Annotated in this window: 19 protein-coding genes and 3 tRNA genes; 4 read left to right on the forward strand and 18 right to left on the reverse strand. The window is 75.1% G+C overall.

Annotated features, from left to right (window positions below):
* The first annotated feature begins 3 nt into the window (after nt 1-3).
* Complete coding sequence (locus J1M40_RS03340) at nt 4-1,257, forward strand: aminotransferase class I/II-fold pyridoxal phosphate-dependent enzyme (protein WP_145015474.1); 1,254 nt, start codon at nt 4-6, stop codon at nt 1,255-1,257.
* 237 nt (nt 1,258-1,494) lie between these two features.
* On the opposite strand, the gene rsmD is transcribed toward J1M40_RS03340, so the two are convergent.
* Genes rsmD through J1M40_RS12615 form a run of 4 tightly spaced genes read right to left on the reverse strand, consistent with a single transcriptional unit; the run spans nt 1,495 to nt 6,402 of the window.
* Entirely contained in the window at nt 1,495-2,058 is a 564-nt protein-coding gene (gene rsmD, locus J1M40_RS03345; RefSeq protein WP_206450477.1) for a 16S rRNA (guanine(966)-N(2))-methyltransferase RsmD, read from the reverse strand.
* A 3-nt stretch (nt 2,059-2,061) separates the two neighbouring features.
* The gene (locus tag J1M40_RS03350; protein ID WP_206450478.1) at nt 2,062-4,254 is read right to left on the reverse strand and encodes an ATP-dependent DNA helicase RecG; all 2,193 of its coding nucleotides are present in this window, start codon (nt 4,252-4,254) and stop codon (nt 2,062-2,064) included.
* Nucleotides 4,244-5,281: a DAK2 domain-containing protein gene (locus J1M40_RS03355; protein ID WP_206450479.1), complete on the reverse strand. Its 1,038-nt coding sequence runs from the start codon at nt 5,279-5,281 to the stop codon at nt 4,244-4,246. Before J1M40_RS03355 ends, J1M40_RS03350 begins: the two co-directional genes overlap by 11 nt.
* Nucleotides 5,278-6,402: an LCP family protein gene (locus J1M40_RS12615; RefSeq protein WP_095347298.1), complete on the reverse strand. Its 1,125-nt coding sequence runs from the start codon at nt 6,400-6,402 to the stop codon at nt 5,278-5,280. The genes J1M40_RS03355 and J1M40_RS12615 overlap by 4 nt, the downstream gene beginning before the upstream one ends.
* Nucleotides 6,403-6,491: 89 nt before the next feature.
* Between J1M40_RS12615 and J1M40_RS03365 the strand changes: the two genes are divergently transcribed.
* Entirely contained in the window at nt 6,492-6,971 is a 480-nt protein-coding gene (locus J1M40_RS03365; protein WP_069941790.1) for a DUF3515 family protein, read from the forward strand.
* A gap of 56 nt (nt 6,972-7,027) precedes the next feature.
* On the opposite strand, the gene J1M40_RS03370 is transcribed toward J1M40_RS03365, so the two are convergent.
* The 6 genes from J1M40_RS03370 to leuC all read right to left on the reverse strand — a co-directional run bounded on the left by J1M40_RS03370 (nt 7,028) and on the right by leuC (nt 13,517).
* Nucleotides 7,028-8,167 carry a D-alanine--D-alanine ligase family protein gene (locus J1M40_RS03370; RefSeq protein WP_036338091.1) on the reverse strand — a complete coding sequence of 380 codons (1,140 nt, stop codon included), beginning with the start codon at nt 8,165-8,167 and terminating at the stop codon, nt 7,028-7,030.
* A complete protein-coding gene (locus J1M40_RS03375; RefSeq protein WP_036338089.1) occupies nt 8,164-9,201 on the reverse strand; it encodes an NAD(P)H-dependent glycerol-3-phosphate dehydrogenase in 1,038 nt (345 codons plus the stop codon). The genes J1M40_RS03370 and J1M40_RS03375 overlap by 4 nt, the downstream gene beginning before the upstream one ends.
* Complete coding sequence (locus J1M40_RS03380) at nt 9,198-9,872, reverse strand: 1-acyl-sn-glycerol-3-phosphate acyltransferase (RefSeq protein WP_036334718.1); 675 nt, start codon at nt 9,870-9,872, stop codon at nt 9,198-9,200. Before J1M40_RS03380 ends, J1M40_RS03375 begins: the two co-directional genes overlap by 4 nt.
* Before the next feature lie 80 nt (nt 9,873-9,952).
* The gene (gene murA, locus J1M40_RS03385) at nt 9,953-11,281 is read right to left on the reverse strand and encodes a UDP-N-acetylglucosamine 1-carboxyvinyltransferase (protein ID WP_002856412.1); all 1,329 of its coding nucleotides are present in this window, start codon (nt 11,279-11,281) and stop codon (nt 9,953-9,955) included.
* Nucleotides 11,282-11,453: 172 nt separating this feature from the next.
* A complete protein-coding gene (gene leuD, locus J1M40_RS03390; RefSeq protein ID WP_036338085.1) occupies nt 11,454-12,059 on the reverse strand; it encodes a 3-isopropylmalate dehydratase small subunit in 606 nt (201 codons plus the stop codon).
* Nucleotides 12,060-12,062: 3 nt separating this feature from the next.
* Nucleotides 12,063-13,517 carry a 3-isopropylmalate dehydratase large subunit gene (gene leuC / locus J1M40_RS03395; RefSeq protein WP_060973445.1) on the reverse strand — a complete coding sequence of 485 codons (1,455 nt, stop codon included), beginning with the start codon at nt 13,515-13,517 and terminating at the stop codon, nt 12,063-12,065.
* 229 nt (nt 13,518-13,746) lie between these two features.
* Here leuC and J1M40_RS03400 point away from each other — a divergent pair, with 229 nt between their 5' ends.
* The gene (locus J1M40_RS03400) at nt 13,747-14,523 is read left to right on the forward strand and encodes an IclR family transcriptional regulator (RefSeq protein WP_002856418.1); all 777 of its coding nucleotides are present in this window, start codon (nt 13,747-13,749) and stop codon (nt 14,521-14,523) included.
* A 122-nt stretch (nt 14,524-14,645) separates the two neighbouring features.
* Nucleotides 14,646-16,112: a UDP-glucose/GDP-mannose dehydrogenase family protein gene (locus J1M40_RS03405; RefSeq protein WP_036312925.1), complete on the forward strand. Its 1,467-nt coding sequence runs from the start codon at nt 14,646-14,648 to the stop codon at nt 16,110-16,112.
* Between the two features lie 27 nt (nt 16,113-16,139).
* Here J1M40_RS03405 and J1M40_RS03410 read toward each other — a convergent pair whose 3' ends face one another.
* The 8 genes from J1M40_RS03410 to gltX all read right to left on the reverse strand — a co-directional run bounded on the left by J1M40_RS03410 (nt 16,140) and on the right by gltX (nt 23,786).
* A complete protein-coding gene (locus J1M40_RS03410) occupies nt 16,140-17,288 on the reverse strand; it encodes a thiamine-monophosphate kinase (protein WP_119217392.1) in 1,149 nt (382 codons plus the stop codon).
* Nucleotides 17,285-19,045, reverse strand: coding sequence for a GTPase (locus J1M40_RS03415; RefSeq protein WP_036312928.1), 1,761 nt, complete (start codon nt 19,043-19,045; stop codon nt 17,285-17,287). Before J1M40_RS03415 ends, J1M40_RS03410 begins: the two co-directional genes overlap by 4 nt.
* Nucleotides 19,042-20,850: a dynamin family protein gene (locus J1M40_RS03420; RefSeq protein WP_134416627.1), complete on the reverse strand. Its 1,809-nt coding sequence runs from the start codon at nt 20,848-20,850 to the stop codon at nt 19,042-19,044. The genes J1M40_RS03415 and J1M40_RS03420 overlap by 4 nt, the downstream gene beginning before the upstream one ends.
* A 106-nt stretch (nt 20,851-20,956) precedes the next feature.
* Nucleotides 20,957-21,029: transfer RNA gene (locus J1M40_RS03425), tRNA-Glu, on the reverse strand.
* Nucleotides 21,030-21,158: 129 nt separating this feature from the next.
* Nucleotides 21,159-21,231: transfer RNA gene (locus tag J1M40_RS03430), tRNA-Glu, on the reverse strand.
* 55 nt (nt 21,232-21,286) lie between these two features.
* A tRNA-Gln gene (locus tag J1M40_RS03435) sits at nt 21,287-21,358 on the reverse strand.
* A 119-nt stretch (nt 21,359-21,477) separates the two neighbouring features.
* Entirely contained in the window at nt 21,478-22,263 is a 786-nt protein-coding gene (locus J1M40_RS03440) for an HAD family hydrolase (protein ID WP_206450480.1), read from the reverse strand.
* Between the two features lie 8 nt (nt 22,264-22,271).
* A complete protein-coding gene (gltX, locus tag J1M40_RS03445; RefSeq protein ID WP_206450492.1) occupies nt 22,272-23,786 on the reverse strand; it encodes a glutamate--tRNA ligase in 1,515 nt (504 codons plus the stop codon).
* Nucleotides 23,787-23,792: the final 6 nt, after the last annotated feature.

A 23,792-nucleotide genomic window follows, 5' to 3' on the forward strand; every position in this document is an offset into this window, starting at 1 on the left:
GCCATGGACGGAACCCAGCCCACCCCCGGAGCAGCACGGCACGACGTCGACGTGGACGCGCCGTGGCGTCGCACGGCGGCGGCCGCGGGCCTGCTCGGTGACGCCGGCCCCGTGCCCACCGTGTTCGAGACGATGACGGGCCTCGCCGTCGAGCACGGGGCCGTGAACCTCGGCCAGGGCTTCCCCGACGCCGACGGCCCCGACGCGCTGCTGCGGCTGGCGGCCGACGCCGTGCTGGCGGGCCCCAACCAGTACGCCCCCGGCACGGGCGACCCCGCGCTGCGGCGGGCCGTCGCGGAGCACCGCCGGCGCCACTGGGGCGTGACGGAGGACCCCGCCACGCAGGTCATGATCACCACGGGTGCCACCGAGGGCATCGCCGCGACGGTCCTGGCGTTCGTGCGCCCGGGCGACGAGGTCGTCACGGTCGAGCCGTTCTACGACTCGCACGCCGCCACGATCGCCCTGGCCGGCGGCCGGCACGTGAGCGTGCCGGTGGAGGCGCCGGACTTCCTGCCGGACCCGGCACGGGTGGCCGCGGCGATGACCGACCGCACGCGCCTGCTCATCGTGAACACGCCGCACAACCCCACGGGCGCGGTCTATCCGCGGGAGCTGCTCGAGGAGCTCGTGGCCCTGTGCCGGTCCCGGGGCGTGCTGATCCTCGCGGACGAGGTCTACGACCACCTCGTCTACGAGGGCGAGCATGTCGGCCTGCGCTCGGTCGCGGGCGCCGAGGACATCGCCCTGACGGTCTCCAGCGCGGGCAAGGCGTTCGCGGTCACCGGCTGGAAGGTCGGCTGGCTGACCGGCCCGGCCGAGCTCGTCGGGGCCGCGCGCGCCGTCAAGCAGTTCCTCACCTACTCCTCCGGCCCCGCCTTCCAGCGCGCGCTGGGTGCCTACCTGCCCACCGACGACGCCGGGCGACACCTCGCCGGCCAGCGCGAGCGGTACCGCGACGCCCGGGATCGGCTCGTGGCGGGCCTGCGGGAGGCGGGCCTGGACCCGGTCGTCCCGGCGGCGGGCTACTTCGTCGTCGTGGACCTGGCCCCGTGGGGTGTGACGGACGCGGCCGAGGCCGCGGTGCGGTGGACGCGTGAGGCCGGCGTCACGGGCATCCCCGTGGGCGCGCTCTGCCGCCCGGACGGAGGCCACCTGCGGTCGTGGCTGCGGCTGGCGTTCTGCAAGTCCCCCGATGCGATCGACGAGGCGATGCGCCGCCTGGCCGAGGCGGCCCCGCGGCTGCGCGCGGCCTGACCCCCGACGCTTTCGTTGACGAAACGGCGGCCCCCGGAGCACTTTCGTTCGGGAAACGGCGGTCCCCGGAGCATTTTCGTTCGGGAAACGGCGGCCGCCGTGCTCGCGGTTCCGTGCTGAGCCCAGTCCGTTCCGCCCTCCCGTCTCCCCGGTGAGAACGGGCCGAGACGCCGCCGTTTCCCGAACGAAAGCAGGCCGACACGCCGCCGTTTCCCGAACGAAAGCGGGTGGGCGGAGTCAGCGCTCGTCCTGCCAGAGGTACAGGGCGGTCTCGCCGTAGACGCGCACCTCGACCTCCTCGAGGCCGCGCGGCCGGCGCGGCGCCACGTCCCGGGCCGCCCGCTCCAGCACGAGCAGCCCGCCCGGGGCGAGCCGCCCGGCCGCCGCCTCCACCACGGCCTCGAGCGGCGGGCCGGCCACCGGGTACGGCGGGTCGGCCAGGATCAGGTCCACGGACACGGCCTCCGCCGCGAGCGCCTGCTCCACGCTTCCGGCGCCCACGCGCACGACGTCGGCCCCGCGCGCCCGGTTGACCAGCGCGGCGTTCGCGCGGCACGCGGCCACGGCCTTCCGGTCCCGCTCGACCAGCAGCACCGATGCCGCTCCGCGGCTGGCGGCCTCGCACCCCAGGGCGCCGGAGCCGGCGTAGAGGTCGAGCACGGCCGTCCCGTCCAGCCAGTCGCGGGCCTCGAGCCAGGAGAACAGGGCCTCCTTGGTGCGATCCGTGGTGGGGCGCGTGCCGGTGCCGGGGACGGCGGTCAGGGGCCGCCCGGCGGCCGCGCCGGCGATGATGCGGGACATGGCTCAGCCCTTCTCGAGGTAGTCGGCGGCGGTGAGGTGCTCGGCCTCCCAGCGGGCCACCTCGGCGGCGAGCGCCGGGTGGGCGGAGAGCCCCGGGCCGGCCGCCATGACCTGCGCGACGGCGTCGGCGGCCACGGCGATCAGCGGGGCGTCGGCGATGACGTCCACGTGGTGCAGCCCCGAGGCCAGCCCGGACTGGGCGGCGCCGAGCACGTCGCCGACGCCGCGCTGGGCGAGGTCCTCCTGCGCAATGCGCATGCCGTCCTGCTCCTGGGCCAGGACCTCGAGCCGGCGCAGCGACGGGTGCCCGTCCGGCAGGCGCGTGGCCAGCAGGCAGACCGCCGCCCCGGGCCCGCGGCCCACGCGGCCGCGCAGCTGGTGCAGGGTGGACAGGCCGAAGTCGTCGGCGTCGAGGACCGCCATGACCGTCGCGTTGGGCACGTCCACGCCCACCTCGACGACGGTGGTCGCCACGAGCACGTCCGTCTCCCCGCGAGCGAAGGCCTGCATCGCCGCGTCCTGCTCGGCCTGGTCCATGCGCCCGTGCACGGCGTCGATCCGCAGCCCCGCCAGCGCCGGCAGACTCCGCAGCCGGGGTGTCATCTCCTCCACGTTGGCGTGACCCGGGTCGGCGTCGTCGGGGTCGATGCGCGGGCACACCACGAACGCCTGGTGGCCGGCCGCCACGTGCTCGGCGATCAGCTCCCACACCCGGCCGATCACGCGCGGGCCATGGGCCATCCGCGCCACGTGCGTGGTGACCGGCTGACGCCCGGACGGCAGCCCCTCGAGCACCGACAGGTCCAGGTCCCCGAACACCGTCATCGCCACGGAGCGCGGGATGGGCGTGGCGGACATGACGAGCAGGTGCGTGCCGGGGTTGGCCCGCCGCAGGGCCTCGCGCTGGTCTACGCCGAAGCGGTGCTGCTCGTCGACGACGGCCAGGGCCAGCTCGGCGAAGCCCACCTTCTCGGAGAGCAGCGCGTGCGTCCCGACGGCGATCCCGGCCTCGCCGGAGGCCAGGGCCAGCAGCGCCTCGCGGCGCGCGGCGGTCTTGAGCGAGCCGGTGACCAGCGCGACCCTTGTGGCCGGGCCGTCGCCGGCCCCGAGGGTGCCGGCCTCGGCGAGGGGGCCCATCAGGCGCAGCAGGGCACGGTGGTGCTGCGCGGCGAGCACCTCGGTGGGTGCCACCAGGGCGGCCTGGCCGCCGGCGTCCACGACCTGCAGCATCGCCCGCAGGGCCACGAGCGTCTTGCCCGCGCCCACGTCCCCCTGCAGCAGCCGGCTCATCGGGGCGTCCCGGGCCAGCTCGGCGGACAGCTGCTCCCCCACCGCCACCTGGCCGGGCGTCAGCGCGAACGGCAGGCGGGCGTCCAGGGCCTCGAGCAGGCCCCCGGCCCGCGGCGGGCGGGGCACGGCGGGCACCGCCCGCTCCCGGTCCCGGCGCCAGGCGAGCGCAGCCTGGACGAGCAGCGCCTCACGCAGGGCGAGCGCGGTCCGCGCCGGGCCGGTGGCGGCGACGTCGTGCGGGGCGTGCAGGTCCCGGTACGCCTGCGCGGTGCCCGGCAGCGGCGCGTCCAGGTCGAGCGCCGCGGCGGCCTCCGCGCGGATCCGCTCGGTGAGCAGCTCGGGGATCCGTCCCAGGTCGACGGTCTCGAGCACCCGGGCGACGGCGGAGCGGACCGTCCACGACGGCAGCTTCCCCGTGGCCCGGTAGAGCGGAACCGGTCGCACGTCCACCTCCCCCGGGGCGACGTCGTCGTCCAGGAGGGCGAAGTCCGGGTTGTTCAGCGTGATCCGGCCGCGGTACTCGGTCGTGCGGCCCTGGAACATGGCGGTCATCCCGGGGGCGAGGCGGCGGCGGGCGTCGTGGCCGTTGAAGAAGGCCATGGACAGGCTCGCCCCCGGCACGCCGGCCACGGACGGGTCCGCGACGGTGACGTCCACGATGAACCCGGGCCGGCTGTGCATGCGCCGCGTGGTCACCGACTCCACGACGGCGACGACGGTCACCTCGGCGTCGTGCGGCAGCGCGGCGATGGGGGTGAGCTCGCCGCGCTCGATCCAGCGGCGCGGCACGTGGTCCAGCAGGTCCCCGACCGTGGTCAGCCCGAGCTCCTTCTCGAGGCGGGCGGGCAGCTTCCCGCCCAGCACCTCGGACAGGGGCAGCTCGGTGACGGGGGCCTCAGCGGCCATGGCACCCGTCCGGTGCGGCGTCTGCCTGCGACGGCCCGGCCAGGTCGGTGACGGCCAGGCCCTCGACGTCGCCGGCGGCCCGCAGGGGGCCGATCGCGTCCTCGGCGCGGGGCACGTGCACGTGGACCCGCCACGGCACCCGGCCGTGCGCGTCACGGGCGGTCCCGACGGGGGCCAGGATCACGGCGTCCCCCACCTCCGTCAGCCGACGGCGCAGCTCGGCCGCGGCGAGCGGGGTGAGGGCCAGGGTGCCCATCACCTCGACGGCCCCCTCGGCCGGCGCCTCCGCCGCGGCGGCGGGCTCGCCCTCCGCGGCGTGGGCGCCCTCGCCGTAGCCGGGGAGGGCGGTGGCCAGCTCCTCGTCCACGGGCGTGCCCGTGACGACGGAGCGCAGCGCCTCGAACACCCAGAGCAGCCCGACGGCGCCGGCGTCCACGACGTGCGCCCGGGTCAGCGGAGCGAGCAACGACTCGGTCTCCTCCACGGCCTGCACGCAGTCGGCCAGCATGACGGTCACGGCCGGGCCGAGGCGCACGGCCGGGTCCGCGTCCCCGGCCACCGCGGGCGTGTCGGGAGCCTGGGTGGACGAGCGCGCGAGGCTGCGGGCGGCCGCGGAGAGCACCGTGAGGATCGTCCCCTCGCGCGGATCCGACAGGGCCTGCCGGGCGGCCCGGTCGGCGGCTCCGAACGCCGCCGCCAGGGCGAACGCGTCGACACGCTCCCGGCCGCGCAGGGGCTCGGCCATCCCCGCCAGACTGACCGCGAGCAGCATGCCCGAGTTGCCCCGGGCCGAGTCCAGCGCGGCCGCGCCTGCGTGCGCGAGCACGGCGCCGACGTCGTCCTGTGCGGGGCAGGCGTCGGCCGCGGTGCGGACCGCCGTCAGCGTGGCGAGCATGTTCGTGCCCGTGTCCGCGTCCGGGACCGGGAAGAGGTTCAGGGCGTCGAGTCGCGGCGCGGCCCGGCCCACGAGCTCCTCCGCGAGCGCGAGCCAGTGCCGTACCAGTGACGGCCGGGACGGCGTGCTCACTGCGCGACGGCCTCCCCCAGGGTGCCGGTGCGGATGCCCTCGCCGAGGCGGGCGATCGCCGCCCAGTCCGGCCACACGACGTCCTCGCCGGTGTCCGTGTAGCCCACGCCCACGGACGGCACCGTGCTGGTCACGATCGGGGCGTCGCGCGCATCGCGCAGGGACCACGCCAGGTTCGCGAGGGTGCTCGAGTCGAGCTCGTCGTCGAGGGTCAGGAAGGGGGCGAACTCCTCGACGGCGGCCTGCACGCGGCTCGGGTCCGAGAGGGTGTCGCGGGAGAGGAACGCGGCCACGATGGCCTTGACCAGGCGCTGCTGGTTCTCCACGCGGTCGAAGTCGCTGCGCGGCAGGTTGTACCGCTCCCGCGCGTAGGCCAGGGCCTTGTCCCCGTCCATCTGCACGGTGCCCGCGGGGAAGTCGATGCCGCCGGTCGAGACGAAGGCGCTGGGGTTGTCCACGCTGACGCCGCCCAGGGCGTCCACGAGGCCCTTGAAGCCGGCGAGGTCCACGGCGATCACGTGGTCCACGCGTGCCTGGAACATGTTCTCCGCGGTGGCCACCGTCAGCGGGATGCCGCCGTACTGGTAGGCGGCGTTGACCTTGTGGTCCCCGTGTCCCGGGATCGGCACCCACATGTCGCGCATGATGGACATGACCTGGATCTCGCTGCGGTCCCCGGGCACGTGGACCCACATGAGGGTGTCCGACCGGCCGGCGGAGTCACGGCCCTCCGCGCCCGCGTCCTCGCCGACGAGCAGCACGTCGAGGGCCTGCTCGTCCGCCTTCTCGTCCGCGTCCGGGGCGACGGGGCCCTGGGCGCCTTCGGCGGCCTGGTCCGCGTCCATGCCGGGCGGCGGCGCGGTGGGCTGCTGGGCGGACGCCCCCGCGGCGCCCGGGCGGCCCGACTCGGCGGGGAACGCGCCGCCGTCGAAGCGCTGGGTGTCCTGGTCGATGATCCGGGCGATCCCGCCGACGTACACCGCCGCCGCGATGCCCACGGCCAGCAGCGCCACGAGCACCACCGCCAGGGCGATCAGCCACGGGCGGCGACGACGACGGCGCCGCCCGACGGCGACGTCCTCCTGCGGGGGGCGGGGGCGGGGGTCCGCGGTGCTGCTCACGTGGGCTCCTGAGGCGGGGACGGGAACGGTCCCGCCCATGCTAGGGCACGGGCCCCCGCGGGTCCCGGCGCCGCACGTATCCTGGGCGGATGGAATCCCGCCGTCTGCGTCGTCTCGTGCCCCTCCTGACCGCGATCGCCCTCGGCGCCACGGCCTGCACCGGACGGGTGGCCACGGTGGAGGCCGCGCCCCACGCCGCTGACCCGGCGTGTGCCCCGGCCATGGTGGCCATGCCCGACGCCCTGGGCGACCTCGACCTGCGCCCCACCGACAGCCAGGCGACGGCCGTGTGGGGTGACCCGGCCGCCGTCGTCCTGCGCTGCGGCGCCGAGGTCCCCGGCCCCACCACGGACCGCTGCATCTCCGTGGACGGGATCGACTGGGTCATCCGGGACGAGGACGAGAACTGGCGGATCACCACCTACGGCCGTGACCCGGCCGTGGAGGTGCTGTTCGGCAAGGACCAGGCCAGCTCGGACACCGTGATGGTGGGCCTGTCCTCGGCGGTCGCGCAGATCGAGCCCAGCGGCGGCTGCGTCGGCGTGCAGGACGCCACACCCGTCGGCTGAGACCGGCGCGGGCCGGCCGGCACGACCGCCGTGGCCCGGGCCGGCCGCGGGCCGCGTCAGTGCAGGCCGACGCCCCGCTCGAGGGCGAGGTCCAGCAGCTCCGAGATCAGATCGTCGTAGGACAGGCCCGTCCGCTCCCACATGGCCGGGTACATGCTGATGGGCGTGAAGCCCGGCATGGTGTTGATCTCGTTGACCACCCAGCGCCCGTCCGGGGTGAAGAAGAAGTCGCAGCGGCCCAGGCCAGATCCGTCCACGGCCTCGAAGGCGCGGATCGCCAGGGCGCGCAGCCGCTCGATCTCCTCCTCCGGCAGCTCGGCCGGGCAGGACAGCTGGGTGGTGCCGGTGTCCTGGTACTTCGACTCGAAGTCGTAGAACTGCGTCTCACCCTCGTCGTGGGCCACGACGATCTCCCCCGGCAGCGAGGCGCGCGGGGCGGCGGAGCCGTGCCCGTCGAGGACGGCGCACTCGATCTCGCGGCCGACGATGCCCGCCTCCACCACGACCTTGGGGTCGAAGCGACGGGCCTCCTCGACGGCGGCGCGCAGGCCCGCGGGCTCGGTGACGCGGGTGATGCCGAAGGACGAGCCGGCGCGGGCGGGCTTGACGAACAGCGGGTAGGCGAGCGCCCCAGCGCGGGCGAGAGCCGCCTCCGGATCGCGCGCCCAGTCGCGGGCGGTGATGGTCTCCCACGGGCCGACCTCGAGACCGGCGGCCTGGAAGGCGACCTTCATGAAGTGCTTGTCCATGCCGACCGCAGAGGCGAGCACACCGCAGCCCACGTAGGGCAGACCCAGCGACTCGAACATGCCCTGGAGGGTGCCGTCCTCACCCCAGGGGCCGTGCAGCAGCGGGAACACGACGTCCACGGGGCCCAGCGAGGAGCCGTCGGCCGCGGTCAGCTCGACGGTGCCGTCCGGCAGGGCGCGCAGGCTCACCGGGGCCTCGGGCTCCGGCACCTCCGGCAGGACGTCGCCGTCCAGGCGGAACGAGGCCACGTCCAGCTCGTCGTGCGACCACAGGCCGGAGCGGGCCACACCCACCGGCACGACGTCCCAGCGCTGACGGTCGGCCGCGTGCAGCACGCCCGCCGCGGTCACGCAGCTGATGGGGTGCTCGCTCGAGCGGCCGCCGAAGAGCAGGAGCACGCGGGGACGCGCGTCGGCGGCGGCCTCCGGGGCGGGGGTGGCGGTCATGCGGTGCGTCCTTCCGACTTCAGGTCACGGGCGAGCAGCAGCTCGGCGAGGCGGTCCACGGCCACGTCCCCGACGACCACCCGGTCCATCAGCTCGCTGATGGGCATCTCCACACCGTGGGCGCGGGCGGCGTGCACGATGGCGGAGACGGACTTGATGCCCTCGGCCGTCTGGCTCATGGCGGCCACCGCCTCCTCCGCGCTGAGGCCGGTGCCGATGTGGCGGCCGGCCGTGCGGTTGCGGGAGAGGGGCGAGGCGCACGTGGCCACGAGGTCGCCCAGGCCGGCGAGCCCGGCCATGGTGGCCGGGTCGCCGCCGAGCGCGACGGCCAGCCGGGTGGTCTCGGCCAGGCCCCGGGTGATGACGGAGGCCTTGGAGTTGTCCCCCAGCCCCTGCCCGTCGCAGATGCCCACGGCGAGCGCGATGACGTTCTTCACCACGCCGCCGATCTCCACGCCCACGACGTCCGTGTTCGTGTAGGGCCGGAAGGTCCGGCCGGCTGTGAGGGCGGCGATGCGCTCCGCCGTCGCGCGCGAGGCCGAGGCGACCACCGTGGCGGTGGGCTCGCCGCGCGCGATCTCGAGGGCGAGGTTGGGTCCGGAGACCACCGCGAACCGGTCCGGGCTGAGGCCCAGCTCCTCCGCGCAGACCTGCGACATCCGCGCGTCGGTGCCGCGCTCGAGGCCCTTGACGAGGGAGACCACGACGGCGTCCGGGGCCAGGTCGGCGCGCACGGTGCGCAGCGTCTCGCGCACGTGCTGCGCGGGCACGGCCACCACTACGACGCCGGCGCCCCGGACCGCCTCGGCGGCGTCGGTGACGGCGCGCACGCAGGTGGGCAGGGTGATGCCGGGCAGGTACTCGGGGTTCTCGTGTCGCTCGGTGATGGCCTCGGCGACCTCGGCCCGCCGGGACCACATCACGATCTCGGACGCGCGGGCGGGCTCGGGGCTGGTGCTCAGGCCCAGGACGCGGGCGAAGGCCGACCCCCAGCTGCCGGCCCCGAGGACGGCGACGGTGCGCGGATCGCTCATGCCCCGGTCACCCGCGCTCCGGTCGTGGGATCCCAGCGGCCCTCCGGGGCCGGTTCTCCGCGCAGCTCGGCGACCAGGTCGGTGATCGCGGCCATCATGCGGCCGGTGCCCTCGCGCAGGGTCGCCGCCGTCACGGGGCGGTCCCGCAGGTCCGCGAGGTCGACGGGCGCGCCGACCCGGATCCGGGCGGTCTTGCGCGGGAGGACGCGGAGGGAGCGGCCGCCGTACGGCAGCAGCTCCTGGATGCCCCACTGGCCGACGGGGATGAGCGGGGCGCCGGTCTGCAGGGCGAGGCGCACGGCCCCGTTGCGCCCGGCCATGGGCCAGCCGTCGGGATCGCGGGTGACGGTGCCCTCCGGGTAGACGATGATCGCCCGGCCCGTGGCGACGGCCTCGCGGGCGGCGGCGAGCGAGCGGCCGCCGTCGCGGGTGCGCTCGACCGGGATCATGCGGGTGGCCTCGAGGACCTGCTTGAGCACGGGCACCTTCCAGAGCTCGGCCTTGGCGAGGAAGGTCGGCAGCAGGCCCTGGTTGTAGACCATGTGGGCCACGGAGAGCGGGTCCACCTCCGAGATGTGGTTGACGGCGAGGATCGCCCCGGTCTCGGGCAGGTGCTCGGTCCCCTCCCACACCTGGCGGACGAGGGCCCGCATCGCCGGTCGCACGATCACGCCCGGGATCACGTAGGGGGCCCGCGCGGCACGCGTCGGACGACCCCCCGCGGCGCCAGGGCTCTGCGCGTCCACGCCGCTCACCGGTCGCGTTCGGTCAGCTCGACGTCGGCGCCGAGGCCCTCGAGCTTCGCCATGAAGTGCTCGTAGCCGCGGTTGATGATCTCCAGGCCCGTCGCCGTGGAGGTGCCCTCGGCGGTGAGGGCGGCGATCAGGTGGGAGAAGCCGCCGCGCAGGTCCGGGATGTCGAACTCGACGCCGTGCAGCGGCGTCGGGCCGGAGATCACGGCCGAGTGCAGGAAGTTGCGCTGACCGAAGCGGCACGGCACGGAGCCGAGGCACTCGCGGTGCAGCTGGATGGAGGCGCCCATCCGCACGAGGGCGTCGGTGAAGCCGAAGCGGTTCTCGTACACGGTCTCGTGCACGATGGAGACCCCCTTGGCCTGGGTCAGCGCCACCACGAGGGGCTGCTGCCAGTCGGTCATGAAGCCGGGGTGCACATCCGTCTCGAGCACGAGCGGGTTGAGATCGCCGCCGGCGTGCCAGAACCGGATGCCGTCGTCGACGACGTCGAACTCGCCGCCGATCTTGCGGTAGGTGTTCAGGAACGCCGTCAGGTCGCGCTGCTCGGCGCCGCGGACGTAGATGTCCCCGCGGGTGGCCAGGGCGGCGGAGGCCCACGAGGCGGACTCGTTGCGGTCGGGCAGCGCGATGTGGTTGTAGCCGCGCATCTCGCTCACGCCCTCGATGCGGATGGTGCGGTCCGTCTGCACGGTGATGATGGCGCCCATCTTCTGCAGGACGGCGATGAGGTCGTGGATCTCCGGCTCGACGGCGGCGCCCTTGAGCTCGGTGATGCCCTCGGCCTTCACAGCGGTCAGCAGCACCTGCTCGGTGGCTCCGACGGAGGGGTACGGCAGCTCGAGCTTGGCGCCGTGCAGGCCCTTGGGGGCGGAGATGGAGATGCCGCCCGGGCGCTTGTCCACGACGGCGCCGAAGTTGCGCAGCACGGCCAGGTGGTAGTCGATCGGGCGGTCGCCGATCTTGCAGCCGCCGAGGTCGGGGATGAAGGCCTCCCCGATCGCGTGCATGAGCGGGCCGCAGAAGAGGATCGGGATGCGCGAGTCGCCGGCGTGGGCGTCGATCTCGGCGGTCAGGGCCGACTTCACCCCGGCCGGGTCCATCGTGATCCGCCCGGTCTCCTTGTCCCACTCCACGGACACGCCGTGGATCTCGAGGAGGGAGCTGACGACGTCCACGTCCTTGATCTCGGGGATGTTCCGGAGCACGGACGGCGAGTTGCCGAGCAGGGCGGCCACCATGGCCTTGGGCACCAGGTTCTTGGCGCCGCGCACGGTCACCTCACCGGTCAGCGGCTTGCCGCCATGGATGGTCAAGAGCTTCGCCATGCGCGTCCTTCCTCAGCGCGGCCGCAGGGCCACGGTCTCGGCCACTCCGCCGGAGCGGGGAGGTCTCTGAACGGGACCGCCCGCCGTGTGCGGCGGGCGGTCCCGGAATCGCCTCCCAGCATAGGGCGTCGCCGGGCACGCGCGGCAATGGTGCGCTCCCGGCGGCGGCCGGTCAGCCGGCCGTGCGGGCCGGCAGGGTGGTGGGCTTGTACGCGGGGCGGTCCGCCTCGTAGGCGTCGATCTCGGCCTGGTGCCCCAGGGTGACGGCGATGTCGTCCAGGCCCTCGAGCAGCCGGTGACGGGTGTCGTCGTCGATCTGGAAGGGGGCGGTCACATCCCCGCACTCGACGGTGCGTGTGACGAGGTCCACGGTGACCGGGGTCCCGGGACGGTTCTCCAGCTCCTTCCAGATGCGCTCGACGTCCTCCTGCTCCACCTGGGCCGCGACGAGCCCCTGTTTGGCGGAGTTGCCGCGGAAGATGTCCGCGAAGCGCGGGGAGATCACGGCGCGGAAGCCGTAGTCCTTGAGCGCCCACACGGCGTGTTCGCGCGAGGAGCCGGTGCCGAAGTCCGAGCCCGCCACGAGCACGGTGCCCCCGCTGAACGGCTCGGTGTTCAGGATGAAGTCGGGGTCCTGGCGCCAGCCGGCGAACAGGGCGTCCTCGAAGCCCGTGCGGGAGATCCGCTTGAGGTACACGGCCGGGATGATCTGGTCCGTGTCCACGTTCGAGGCGCGCAGCGGCACGCCGACGCCGGTGTGGGTGGTGAACTTCTCCATGGCTCAGGCCTCCTGGGGGGTGAGGGCGGGCAGGTCGGACGGGCTGGCGAGGCGGCCCAGCACGGCGGTGGCCGCGGCGACCACCGGGGACACCAGGTGGGTGCGCCCGCCCTTGCCCTGCCGGCCCTCGAAGTTGCGGTTGGAGGTGGACGCACAGCGCTCCCCCGGGGAGAGCTGGTCCGGGTTCATGCCCAGGCACATGGAGCAGCCGGCGAACCGCCACTCGGCCCCGAAGTCCTCGAACACCCTGTCCAGGCCCTCGTCCATCGCCTGCAGACGCACGCGCGCCGAGCCCGGCACGACCATGACGCGCAGCCCCTCGGCCTTGCGCCGGCCCCGGACGACCTCGGCGAACGCCCGCAGGTCCTCGATGCGGGAGTTGGTGCACGAGCCCATGAACACGGTGTCGACCTCGACCTGCTTCATCGGGGTGCCGGGGGCCAGGTCCATGTAGGACAGCGCCTTGCGGGCGGCCTCCTGGGCCACCGGGTCGGCGAAGTCCTCGGGCGCGGGGACGGTGTCGTTCAGGCTCACGCCCTGACCCGGGTTGGTGCCCCACGTGACGAACGGCTCCAGCGTGTCCGCGTCGATGACCACCTCGGCGTCGAACTCCGCGCCCTCATCCGTGGCGAGGGTGCGCCAGTGCTCGACGGCGGCGTCCCAGTCGGCGCCCTCGGGGGCATGGGGCCGCCCCTTCAGGTAGGCGAAGGTGGTCTCGTCCGGGGCGACCATGCCGGCGCGGGCGCCGGCCTCGATGGACATGTTGCAGATGGTCATCCGGCCCTCCATGGAGAGGTTCCGGATGGCCTCACCGCGGTACTCGAGCACGAAGCCCTGGCCCCCGCCCGTGCCGATCTTCGCGATGACCGCGAGGATGATGTCCTTGGCCGTCACACCCGGGCGCAGCGTGCCGTCCACGGTGACCGCCATGGTCTTGAAGGGCTTCAGCGGCAGGGTCTGGGTGGCCAGGACGTGCTCGACCTCGGAGGTGCCGATGCCGAACGCCAGGGCGCCGAACGCACCGTGGGTGGAGGTGTGGGAGTCGCCGCAGACCACGGTGAGGCCGGGCTGGGTCAGGCCCAGCTGGGGGCCGACGACGTGGACGATGCCCTGCTCGGCGTCGCCCAACGGGTGCAGGCGCACACCGAACTCGGCGCAGTTGGCCCGCAGGGTCTCGATCTGGGTGCGCGAGGTGGGATCCGCGATCGGCTGGTCGATGTCCAGCGTCGGGGTGTTGTGGTCCTCCGTGGCGATGGTCAGGTCGGGCCGACGCACCGGACGCCCGGCCAGACGCAGCCCCTCGAAGGCCTGCGGGCTCGTCACCTCGTGCACGAGGTGCAGGTCGATGTAGAGCAGGTCGGGGGTGCGGGAGGCGCCCTCGCCCTCGCCACGCACCACCACGTGCTCGTCCCAGACCTTCTCGGCCAGCGTCCTGGGCCGCGTCGTCGCCGTCGTCATGTGCCGCACCTTCCTGCTCACGCACCTGTCGGTCGTCGCCCGGCGCGGGGCGCCGGTGCTCACGGACCACTGTGGGGCGCGGCGAGGCCGTTCTCGACCACGCGGCGCAATATTCCATATCGTGAGATTTCGTCTCACATGCCGGACCTGGCGCCGGCCGGCGCGGTCACATGCGACGCACACCGACAGCCCCGGTCCGTCCGAGCAGTGAGACGACTACGATCACCCCATGACCACCGAGCCCGTGCGCCCGCCCACCGAGGACGACCTCATCGGCCCCTCGCTCCACCGGCATCCCAGCGGCGTCGGCGTGGTGGACAAGTCGGTGGCGATCCTCGACGCGCTCGAGTCCGGCCCGGCCACGCTCGCCCAGCTCGTCACCGCCACCGGGATCGCGCGGCCCACGCTGCACCGGCTCGCGGCCGCCCTCACGCACCACCGCATGGTGGGCAAGGACCTGCAGGGCCGCTACGTGCTGGGCACCCGCCTGGCCGAGCTCGCCTCCGCCGCCGGCGAGGACCGGCTGACCACGGCCTCCGGCCCGGTGCTGCTGTGGCTGCGCGACGCCACGGGAGAGAGCGCCCAGGTGTTCCGTCGGCAGGCGGACTCCCGCGTGTGCGTGGCCAGCGCGGAGCGGCCCTGGGGCCTGCGCGACACCATCCCCGTGGGCGCCCGCATGTCCATGAAGGCCGGCTCCGCCGCGCAGGTGCTCCTGGCCTGGGAGGACCACGAGCGGCTCGTCGAGGGACTGGCCGGCGCCGTGTTCACACCCACCGTCCTCGCGGCGGTGCGGCGGCGCGGCTGGGCCCAGTCCCTGGCCGAGCGCGAGCCCGGGGTCGCCTCGGTGTCCGCACCGGTGCGCGGCCCCAGCGGACGCGTCATCGCGGCGGTCTCGATCTCCGGCCCCCTCGAGCGGCTCTCCCGCCAGCCGGGCCGACTGCACGCGGACGCCGTCGTCTCCGCCGCGACGCGGCTCACCGAGCTCATCCGCGCCGGCGAGGCCTGAGGCCCGCCCGCGCCACCGACGGGACGCGCCGCCGAGACACCCCGTTCTTCCCGCGTTCACCCGCGGGGCCTAGCGTCAGCCAGGTCCCCGACCGCCGCCCCCGCACCACCGAGGAGTCCGCCGTGACCGAGACGACCGCGCCCGCCGCCCCCGCCGAGCAGGAGGCCGCGCCGCGGCTGTCCGTGATCGGCACGGGCTATCTGGGCGCCACGCACGCCGCGTGCATGGCCGAGCTGGGCTTCGAGGTCCTCGGCGTGGACGTGGACCCGGCCAAGATCGAGCGCCTGGCCCGCGGCGAGGTGCCCTTCCACGAACCCGGCCTGCCCGAGCTGCTGCGCACCCACGTCGCCTCCGGGCGGCTGCGCTTCACCACGGACGTCGCGGAGGCGGCCCGCTGGGCGGACGTCCACTTCATCGGCGTCGGCACCCCGCAGAAGGTGGGCGAGACCGCGGCGGACCTGAGCTATGTGGACGCCGCCGTCGCCTCCCTCGCTGCGGCGATCGACCGCGACGCGCTGATCGTCGGCAAGTCGACCGTGCCCGTGGGCACCGCGCGCCGCCTGGCCGAGCTCGTGCGCACCGTGCGCGCCGAGGCCGGGCTGCCGGGCGAGGTCGAGCTCGCCTGGAACCCCGAGTTCCTGCGGGAGGGCTTCGCCGTGAGGGACACGCTCACCCCGGACCGCCTCGTCATCGGCACGCACGGGCCCCGCGCCGCGGGCATCCTGCGCCGGGTCTACGCGCGGCAGCTCGCGGACGACACCCCGTGGATCAGCACGGACCTCGAGACGGCCGAGCTGGTGAAGGTGGCCGCGAACGCCTTCCTGGCCACGAAGATCTCGTTCATCAACGCGTTCTCGGAGATCACCGAGAACGTGGGCGGGGACATCGGCACCCTTGCGGACGCGATCGGCCACGACGCGCGGATCGGACGCCGGTTCCTCAACGCGGGCGTGGGGTTCGGGGGCGGCTGTCTGCCCAAGGACATCCGCGCGCTCCAGGCGCGCGTCTCCGAGCTGGGCCTGGACCGGACCATGCGGTTTCTGGCGGAGGTGGACGACATCAACCTGCGCCGCCGTGACCGCGTGGTGGACCTGGCGGTGCAGGTGCTCTCCGCGGCTCGCGACGGCCGGATCCGCCGGGCCGAGGCCTCCGGGCCCGCCCCCACCCCCGCGAGCGTGCAGGTGCTCAACGGCACGCGGATCGCCGTGCTGGGCGTCACGTTCAAGCCGGACTCCGACGACGTCCGGGACTCCCCCGCCCTCGACGTCGCCAACCGTCTCTACACGGCCGGCGCCGACGTCCGGGTGTACGACCCCGAGGGCAATGCCAACGCGGCCGCCCGCTTCCCGCGGCTCGACTACGTGGACTCGCTCGAGGCGGCCGTGGACGGCGCCGAGCTGACCCTGCTGCTGACCGAGTGGCGCCAGTTCCGCGAGATGGATCCGGACACCGTGGGCGCACGCGTGGCCTCCCGCCTGCTGATCGACGGGCGCAACGTCCTGGACGTCGCCGCGTGGCGCGAGCACGGGTGGGACGTCATCGGCCTCGGCCACCGCTTCGACCCGGAGCGACTCCTCCGCGCGGCCTGACCCGCCCGCGGACCCCGGCCCGGGCGCTCAGCCGGCGAACGGGTCCCAGCCGGACTCGGACAGGGGCCGGTGCCCGGTCGGCGGCCGGGCCCCGTCCGGCACGAGCCGGCCGATCCGCGTGAACCCCCGGGGCAGCTCGGTCTCGGGCCACGCCAGCCCCAGGAGGCCGTAGTCCTCGCCCCCGCCGGTCACGAGCGCCTCCGGACTGGTCCCGGCCAGGGCGGCCACGCGGCGCAGGGGTGCGGCGGTCGCCGCCAGCCAGGCCTCGTCCAGCCACGGTGCCGGCGCGGGTCCGGCCCCGCCGGTGGCGGCCGCCATGCGGTGCGCGTCCTTGCCCAGGCCGTCGGAGACGTCCATGAGGGTGAGCAGGCCGGCCGTCACCGCGGCGGGCCCGAGGGTCAGCGGCGGGCGCGGTCGCAGCTGGGCGCGGACGGCGCGGGCGAGCTCCCGCGGTGACGGCCGGTCGGCGGCGGGGAGGGCGTCCGCCCATCGCTCCAGCTCCGCGCGGTCGGTGAGCAGCAGGGTGAGCCCGGCGGCGGCCCACCCCGGCCCCGAAGGCGCGGCGGCCCGGGGACCGTCCGGCACCGCCTGGGCATGGACGAGGTCGGCGCCCTCGGCGAGCACGCGGTCCCGGTCCGCCGCGGCCGGCGCGCGGCGCAGCACGCCGCCGGGGTGCGGGTCCCCGAGCACCGTCACTGCGGCGTGGACCCGTCCGCCGGTGCCCAGGTCGCCCCCGGCCACCCGGCAGTCCGGCGCGCCGAGGTGACGCACCGCGCCCACGATGCCCGCGGCGAACGACCGCACCCAGGCGACCGGCGTCGTCGGCGGCAGGGTGAGGGCGGTGACGAGCGCGGAGGCGGTCCCGCCCATCGCGTTGACGTCCGAGAGGTTCTGGGCGACGGCCTTCCAGCCGGCGTCGTGGCCGCGGGTGCGGGGACCGGCGGGCCAGCGGTGCAGGAAGTCCGTGCCCTCCCCCATCGCGTCCGTGGAGATGAGCGTCCCGCCGCGGGGCGCGGGCACGAGGGCGGCGTCGTCGCCCGGGGCGACGGTGCCGGCGGGCCAGTGGCCGTCCCGGACGGCGGGGGCGAGCCCGGTCAGGACGACCTCGAGCAGCTCGGCCTCCGTGAGGTCGCCGACGGTCGCCCCCGCCGCAGCCGCGGGGTCGCGCATCGTCATCGGCGGCCCCGCCGGACCGGGACGCCGGAGGCCCGGGCGAGGGCGTCGCGGAAGGCGTGGAAGCGGTCCACCTCGGCGCGCACCGGGTCGACGACGAGCCGCCGGCCGACGTCGGTGGTCGCCTCCTCGAGGCGGCGGCGCGCGCGGCGTCCCCGCGCCGCGGCGGTCCACCGGGTCAGGGGGATCGCCAGCAGGGCCAGCAGCACGCCGAGCGCGAGGCCGCCGACGAGCAGCAGCGTCGGGAGGGGGAAGCCCTCGACCGTGGGCGCGGGCGGCAGGGGGAACTGCAGGTACCCCGCCAGGGCGAGGACGCCCAGCCAGCCGGCGCCGACGACGGCGGTGAGGAGGGCGAGCCACTGCAGCACGTCCAGCACGGGGTGCCACCAGCTGCCCCGACCGGCCCCGAGGTCGGTGGCGGCGATCGCCTGGTCCACGGCGCCGGGGAGCTCCTCGGCGTGCTCCCGGCCCGCGCGGCGGATGGCGGCGGCCCACGGCTCGGAGGCTCCCGCGCCGGCCGCGGCGGCCAGCGTGCGGACCGCGCCGTCGACGACGGCCCGCTGGGTGCCCGAGCGCTCGGGCAGGGAGGTGCGGTGCAGCGCGGGGTCGCGGGCGACCTCGTCCCGGTCGCGGCGGGGGGCGGCGCTCTCGGGCATCAGGTGCAGGCGCCGCAGGGGGTCCGCGCGGAAGGAGTGCATCCAGCGCAGCACGGGCCAGCTGGTGCGCTTGGCCGAGCGCAGCCGGTACGAGCCCTCCACCGCCCGGACGACGGCCGGCACGCCGCCGGCCACGGCCAGCTCGCGCCCGAGCCGCTGCTCGTCCCCGGGCCCGACGCCGGCCGGCTCGCCCTCGCCCGAGGCGGCGGCGAGGTCCGCGGCACGGGCCGCGACGTCCGCGCCCAGGCGCTCGGCGGCCGCGCCGCGCTGGGCGACGATCGCCGCGACCTGCCGGCCGACCTCCTCGAGGCCCTCCCCCGTGCGCGCGGACACGGGCAGCACCCGGACGTCGCCGAGGCCGTGGCCGGAGAGCATCCGGCGCAGCGAGGCCAGCACGACGTCCCGGTCCCGCACCGAGAGCCGGTCCACCTGGTTGAGCAGCACGAGGGTCACGGCCGCGTGCGAGCCCATGGTCGCCAGGAACTCGCGGTGCAGCACGGCGTCCGCGTACTTCTCCGGGTCCACGACCCACACCAGCACGTCCACGTGGCCGGCCAGCCGGGAGGTGATCTCGCGGTTGCCCCGCTCGACCGAGTCGATGTCCGGCAGGTCCAGCAGGATCAGGCCGGTGGCGTCGGCGCCGTCACGGCGGCCGAAGCCGAGGAAGCCGGGGCGGCCGTCGTCGAGCACGGGGGCCTCGTCCAGCAGGTGGCGGCGGCGCACGCCGAGCCAGTCGAGCAGGGCGGCCGCGCCGCCGCCCTCGCCGGTGCCGTCGCCGTGCTCCGCGTCCGGGTCCAGCCCCTGTCCCCGGCCCACGCCCCAGACCGCGGCGAGCGGCTCGGACGTGGTGGGCCGGGTGGCGGCCACGCGGGCCAGGTCGCGGCCGGTGAGCGCGTTGAACAGGGAGGACTTGCCGGAGCCCGTCGCCCCGAAGAACCCGACCACGGTGTGCTCCGCGGAGAGTGCCTGGCGCTCCCCGGCCGCGCGCACGACGGCGTCGGCCCCGGCCACGACGTCCTCGGGCAGGCGGCCCGCGGCCAGCTCGGCGGCCTCACCGAGGGCGTCCAGGCGGGGGGCCAGGGCGGGGGTGTCGCGGCGGCTCATCGGGGCTCCTCCCCCGCCTCGGCGGCGGACGGGACGTGCTCGGGCCCGGTCGGGCCGTCGACGCCGGCGGCCACCCCGCGGCGCAGCACCGGCACGAGGGCGCGCAGCTCCTCGGTGGCCTGCGGCTCGCGCTCGAGGTGGAGCAGCGGCAGGAAGCGGTCCGCGAGCACGGTCTCGAGGAAGGCCCGCACGCGGTGCTCGAGCAGCTCATCGGCCCGCCGGGCCATGCGGCGCACGGCGTCCTCGCCGAAGATCGACTCGAGCAGCTTCTGCCCGACGACGGCGGCGCCGCCGGCGATGCCGACCTCGATGCCCGCGAGTCCGCCGGTGGAGGCGAACGAGATGATCATGAGGGCCACGGCCGCGCCGTTCACGCCGGTGGCCGCCAGGCGGGCGCGCGTGCGCTTGCCCGCGCCCTCCTCCTGGACCAGTGCCAAGACGTCCGACTGCCAGTCCCGCACGACGTCGGCCGCCCGCGCCGACGTGTCCGGCGCCAGGGCGCCCAGGTCGCGCCCGGCCACGAGGGCCCGGCCCGCCGGCTCGGACGCCCAACGCCGCTCGATCTGCTCGGCGGCCGCGGCAGCCGCCTCGACCATCACGGCGTGCAGGCCGGTCTCGAGCGCGGTCTCGACCTCTTCGGGCGGGGCCGGGCGCCCGCGCACCAGGGCGCCGAGGCGGTCCCGCAGCCGGCCGATCGTGGTCTCGACGCCGCGGAAGAACTCCCCCGTGCCCACGAAGTCCTGCCAGCGGGAGAGCACCTCGCCGCGCAGCAGCGTGCCGTCCGAGGTGGCCTCACGGACCCGGCCGACGGCCTGGTCCGTGGAGTCCCCCACGATCCGGGCGAGCAGGTCCGCGGCATGCCGCTGCTCCTCCTCGGCGCGGGCCAGGTCGGCGACGCGGGCGGCCAGCTGGCCCAGCACGCCGTCCACGGTCCGGCGGGCGACAGCGCCGCGCGCCTGGGCGTCGGCGGCGAGGGTCTCGAGCCAGGCGCGCAGGCCCGCGACGTGCTCCTGCGGGAGCAGACCGCGCTCGTCGAAGCGGGTCTCGGGGATCACGTGGATCCGGGCGTCGGCGAGGCCGCGCTCGGTGAGCATGCGCCGCAGGTCCGGGGTGATGTCCTCCGCCGCGCCCTCGGGCACGCGGCCGAGCACGACGGCCACGGTGATGTCGCGGGCGGCGGCCTCGTCCAGCAGCTGCCAGGGCACGGCGTCGGCGTAGCGGTGCGCCGTCGTCGTGAAGATCCACAGGTCGGCGGCCTCGAGGAGCTGCCGGGCCAGCGCGCGGTTCTGGTCCGCCACGGAGTCGATGTCCGGGGCGTCCACGAGGGCGATGCCCGAGGGCAGTGCGGGCTCGGCCACGAGCGCGACCGTGTCCATCGCGGACTGGTCGGGTTCGACGGGGCCGGCGGCCGCGTCGCGGTGCACGCTGACGCGGGCGAGGTCGGGCAGCACCCGCGGGCCCGTGAACCAGTGGGCGTCGGCGGGGTTGTGCAGCAGCAGCGGCTGGCGCGTGGTGGGCCGCAGGGCGGAGGAGCGGGAGACCTCGTGGCCGACGAGCGCGTTCACCAGCGTGGACTTGCCCGCACCGGTGGAGCCGCCCACGACGGCCAGCAGCGGCGCGTCGAGCGAGTCGAGGCGGGGCAGCACGTAGTCGTCGATCTGGTGCAGGGTGCGCTCGCGCTCGGCGCGGTCCTGCCCCGCGGTGACGGTCTCGAAGGGCAGCTCGAGCGCGGCGAGGTGCTCGCGCACGCGACGGACGGCCGTGTCGACGCCGAGGTCTGGGGCGTTCTGATCCGTGTGTGGCACGTGGGCCATCGTCTCACGGGCGCGCACCGGCCGCCCATCCCGCCGGCCCGGCGGACGGAAACGACGGAAGCCCGGTCCGCAGGGACCGGGCCTCCTGTCACTCGGGTGACCCCAGCGGGATTTGAACCCGCGTTACCGCCGTGAGAGGGCGGCGTACTAGGCCGCTATACGATGGGGCCGAGCGCGCTGTCCGCGTGTGCGGAAGCGATGCCGTGGAGACCTTCTTCTGCGCCTGCGTCTCCTGTTCAGGCGGCGGATGCGTTCATCCGCCCGTGCCGTTCCGGTCCGAGGACCGGGCGGCGACTGCGTGACCCCAGCGGGATTTGAACCCGCGTTACCGCCGTGAGAGGGCGGCGTACTAGGCCGCTATACGATGGGGCCGTGCGCCACGTCCGAGCGTCTCCGCCCGTGCGCGTTCATTGAGTCCGAAGACTCGCTGGGGTACCAGGACTCGAACCTAGAATGACGGTACCAGAAACCGTTGTGTTGCCAATTACACCATACCCCACTGTCGGTCAAGCATGCCTGACCGATGTGCATCATATTCATGAGCTCGGTGTTCCCGGATCTCTCCGGCAACGAGTAAGAACTCTACACCCTCCGGGCGACGTGTGCAAAATCGGCGGGTCAGGCCGCCAGCCAGGTCCGCAGCCCGCCGATCGCCCGCATCCGCCAGCATGCGTGCTCCTCGTCCCAGAGCGGCTCCTCCGCCCCGCCGTGGGCGGGGGCGTCGGGGCTCATCCACACCGGAACGAGCCCCGCCGACCGGGCCCCCTCGACGTCGTGACGCAGGCTGTCCCCCACCATGAGGGTGCGTCCCGGGTCCGTGCCCAGGCGGGAGCAGCCGGCCAGGAAGGGGGCCGGGTCCGGCTTCGGGGCCCCGGCCGTGTCCGAGCCGATCAGCACCTCGACCCACTCCAGACCGAGGGCGTCGGCCTTGCCGCGCTGGTAGGCCTCCACGTTGTTCGTGACGATCCCCACGCCACGGCCTGTTCCCCGCACCTCGGCGAGGACGTCGACGGTCGCGGGGAACAGCGCCCAGTGCCCGCGCACGACCTCTTCGTAGTCGGTGGTCCACAGGCCGTCGAGCGGGGTCGCCGCGTCCTCGGGCACGCCGAGCGCGCGCAGGGCGTCGGCCACGCGGGCCAGCCGCTGCTCCTCGAACGTCAGCTTCCCGGCCACGTAGCGCCCGTAGTGGCCGCCGGCGTCGGACGCGAAGGCGTCGGTGGCCTCAGCCAGCACCGCCGGGTCGACGTCGGCGGCCCCGGCCCACTGCCGGCGCACCGTCGCGTCGAACGCGGCGTGCTGGGCGGAGCGCAGATCCAGCAGCGTGTCGTCCAGGTCGAAGAGGACGGCGTCCCAGGCCGGCGGCGCGGGCGCGCCCGCGGACCCGCCGGCCGGCGTCGTGCTCACGCCCCGGCTCATGCGTCGGCGGGCTGGTCCTGGTCCAGGCCCTGTTCCGCGGCGAAGCGGTCCAGACGGGCGAGCGCGGAGTCCCGGCCCAGGATCTCGAGCGACTCGAAGAGCGGCGGGGACACCTTGCGGCCGGTCACCGCGACGCGCACCGGGCCGAACGCCTGGCGCGGCTTGAGGCCCAGGCCGTCGATGAGGGCGGCCCGCAGCGCCGCCTCGATGCGCTCGGTGGTGAACTCGTCCTCGGGCAGGGCGGCCAGCGCCTCCCGGGCCGCGGCGACGGCGGCGCCCAGGTCCGCCGGCATGCCCTTGAGGGCGCCTTCGGCGGTCCGGACGTCCCGGTCCGCCGTGAAGAGGAAGGTGAGCATCTCGACGGCCTCACCGAGCAGCTGCACGCGCTCCTGCACGAGCGGGGCCGCGGCGGTGAGGACCTCCATCTCCCGCTCCGTCAGGTGCTCGCCCACGAGGCCGGCCGCGTGCAGGTAGGGCACGAGACGGTCACGGAAGTCGGCCACGTCGAGCATGCGCACGTGCGTGCCGTTGATCGCGATCGCCTTCTTCTCGTCGAAGCGGGCGGGGTTGGCCAGCACCTTGTGCACGTCGAAGTGCTCCACGAACTGCTGCGGGGTGAAGATGTCCTCGTCCGCGGAGAGGGACCAGCCCAGCAGGCCGAGGTAGTTCAGCAGGCCCTCCGGGATGAAGCCGTTGTCCCGGTGCAGGAACAGGTTGGCCTGCGGATCGCGCTTGGACAGCTTCTTGTTGCCCTCGCCCATCACGTAGGGCAGGTGGCCGAACACCGGCATGTACCGGGCGACGCCGATCGCGTGCAGGGCGCGGTAGAGCGCGATCTGGCGCGGAGTGGACGAGAGCAGGTCCTCGCCGCGCAGCACGTGGGTGATGCCCATGAGCGCGTCGTCCACCGGGTTCACGAGGGTGTACAGCGGCGAGCCGTCCGCGCGGACCACCACGAAGTCCGGCACGGAGCCGGCCTTGAAGGTGATCTCCCCGCGCACCAGGTCGGTGAAGGTGATGTCCTCGTCCGGCATGCGCAGCCGCCAGACCGGCGCGCGGCCCTCGGCCTCGAAGGCGGCGATCTGCTCGTCCGTGAGGTCACGGTCGTGGCCGTCGTAGCCCAGCTTGGGGTCGCGGCCGGCGGCCCGGTGACGGGCCTCGGTCTCCTCGGGGCTCGAGTAGGACGGGTAGATGTATCCGCCGGCCTTGAGCTTCTCGATCACGTCCGCGTAGATCTCCCCACGCTGGGACTGACGGTATGGCTCGTGCGGACCGCCGACCTCGACGCCCTCGTCCCAGTCGATCCCGAGCCAGCGCATCGCCTCGAGCAGCTGCTGGTAGGACTCCTCCGAATCGCGCTTGGCATCCGTGTCCTCGATGCGGAACACGAGGGTGCCGCCGGTGTGCCGCGCCCAGCCCCAGTTGAACAGGACGGTGCGGATCAGCCCCACGTGGGGGGTGCCGGTGGGCGAGGGGGCGAAGCGCACGCGCACGGGGGTCTCGGCGTCCACCTGGGG

The organism is Micrococcus sp. KRD026 (assembly GCF_017168445.1).
GTDB lineage: Bacteria > Actinomycetota > Actinomycetes > Actinomycetales > Micrococcaceae > Micrococcus > Micrococcus luteus.

Excerpts from the sequence above, each read along its gene's own strand:
- J1M40_RS03340 (WP_145015474.1), top strand. The coding sequence starts at position 4 with ATGGACGGAACCCAGCCCACCCCCGGAGCAGCACGGCACGACGTCGAC.
- rsmD (WP_206450477.1), bottom strand. The coding sequence starts at position 2,058 with ATGTCCCGCATCATCGCCGGCGCGGCCGCCGGGCGGCCCCTGACCGCC.
- J1M40_RS03350 (WP_206450478.1), bottom strand. The coding sequence starts at position 4,254 with ATGGCCGCTGAGGCCCCCGTCACCGAGCTGCCCCTGTCCGAGGTGCTG.
- J1M40_RS03365 (WP_069941790.1), top strand. The coding sequence starts at position 6,492 with ATGGAATCCCGCCGTCTGCGTCGTCTCGTGCCCCTCCTGACCGCGATC.
- J1M40_RS03370 (WP_036338091.1), bottom strand. The coding sequence starts at position 8,167 with ATGACCGCCACCCCCGCCCCGGAGGCCGCCGCCGACGCGCGTCCCCGC.
- J1M40_RS03375 (WP_036338089.1), bottom strand. The coding sequence starts at position 9,201 with ATGAGCGATCCGCGCACCGTCGCCGTCCTCGGGGCCGGCAGCTGGGGG.
- murA (WP_002856412.1), bottom strand. The coding sequence starts at position 11,281 with ATGGCGAAGCTCTTGACCATCCATGGCGGCAAGCCGCTGACCGGTGAG.
- leuD (WP_036338085.1), bottom strand. The coding sequence starts at position 12,059 with ATGGAGAAGTTCACCACCCACACCGGCGTCGGCGTGCCGCTGCGCGCC.
- leuC (WP_060973445.1), bottom strand. The coding sequence starts at position 13,517 with ATGACGACGGCGACGACGCGGCCCAGGACGCTGGCCGAGAAGGTCTGG.
- J1M40_RS03400 (WP_002856418.1), top strand. The coding sequence starts at position 13,747 with ATGACCACCGAGCCCGTGCGCCCGCCCACCGAGGACGACCTCATCGGC.
- J1M40_RS03410 (WP_119217392.1), bottom strand. The coding sequence starts at position 17,288 with ATGACGATGCGCGACCCCGCGGCTGCGGCGGGGGCGACCGTCGGCGAC.
- J1M40_RS03415 (WP_036312928.1), bottom strand. The coding sequence starts at position 19,045 with ATGAGCCGCCGCGACACCCCCGCCCTGGCCCCCCGCCTGGACGCCCTC.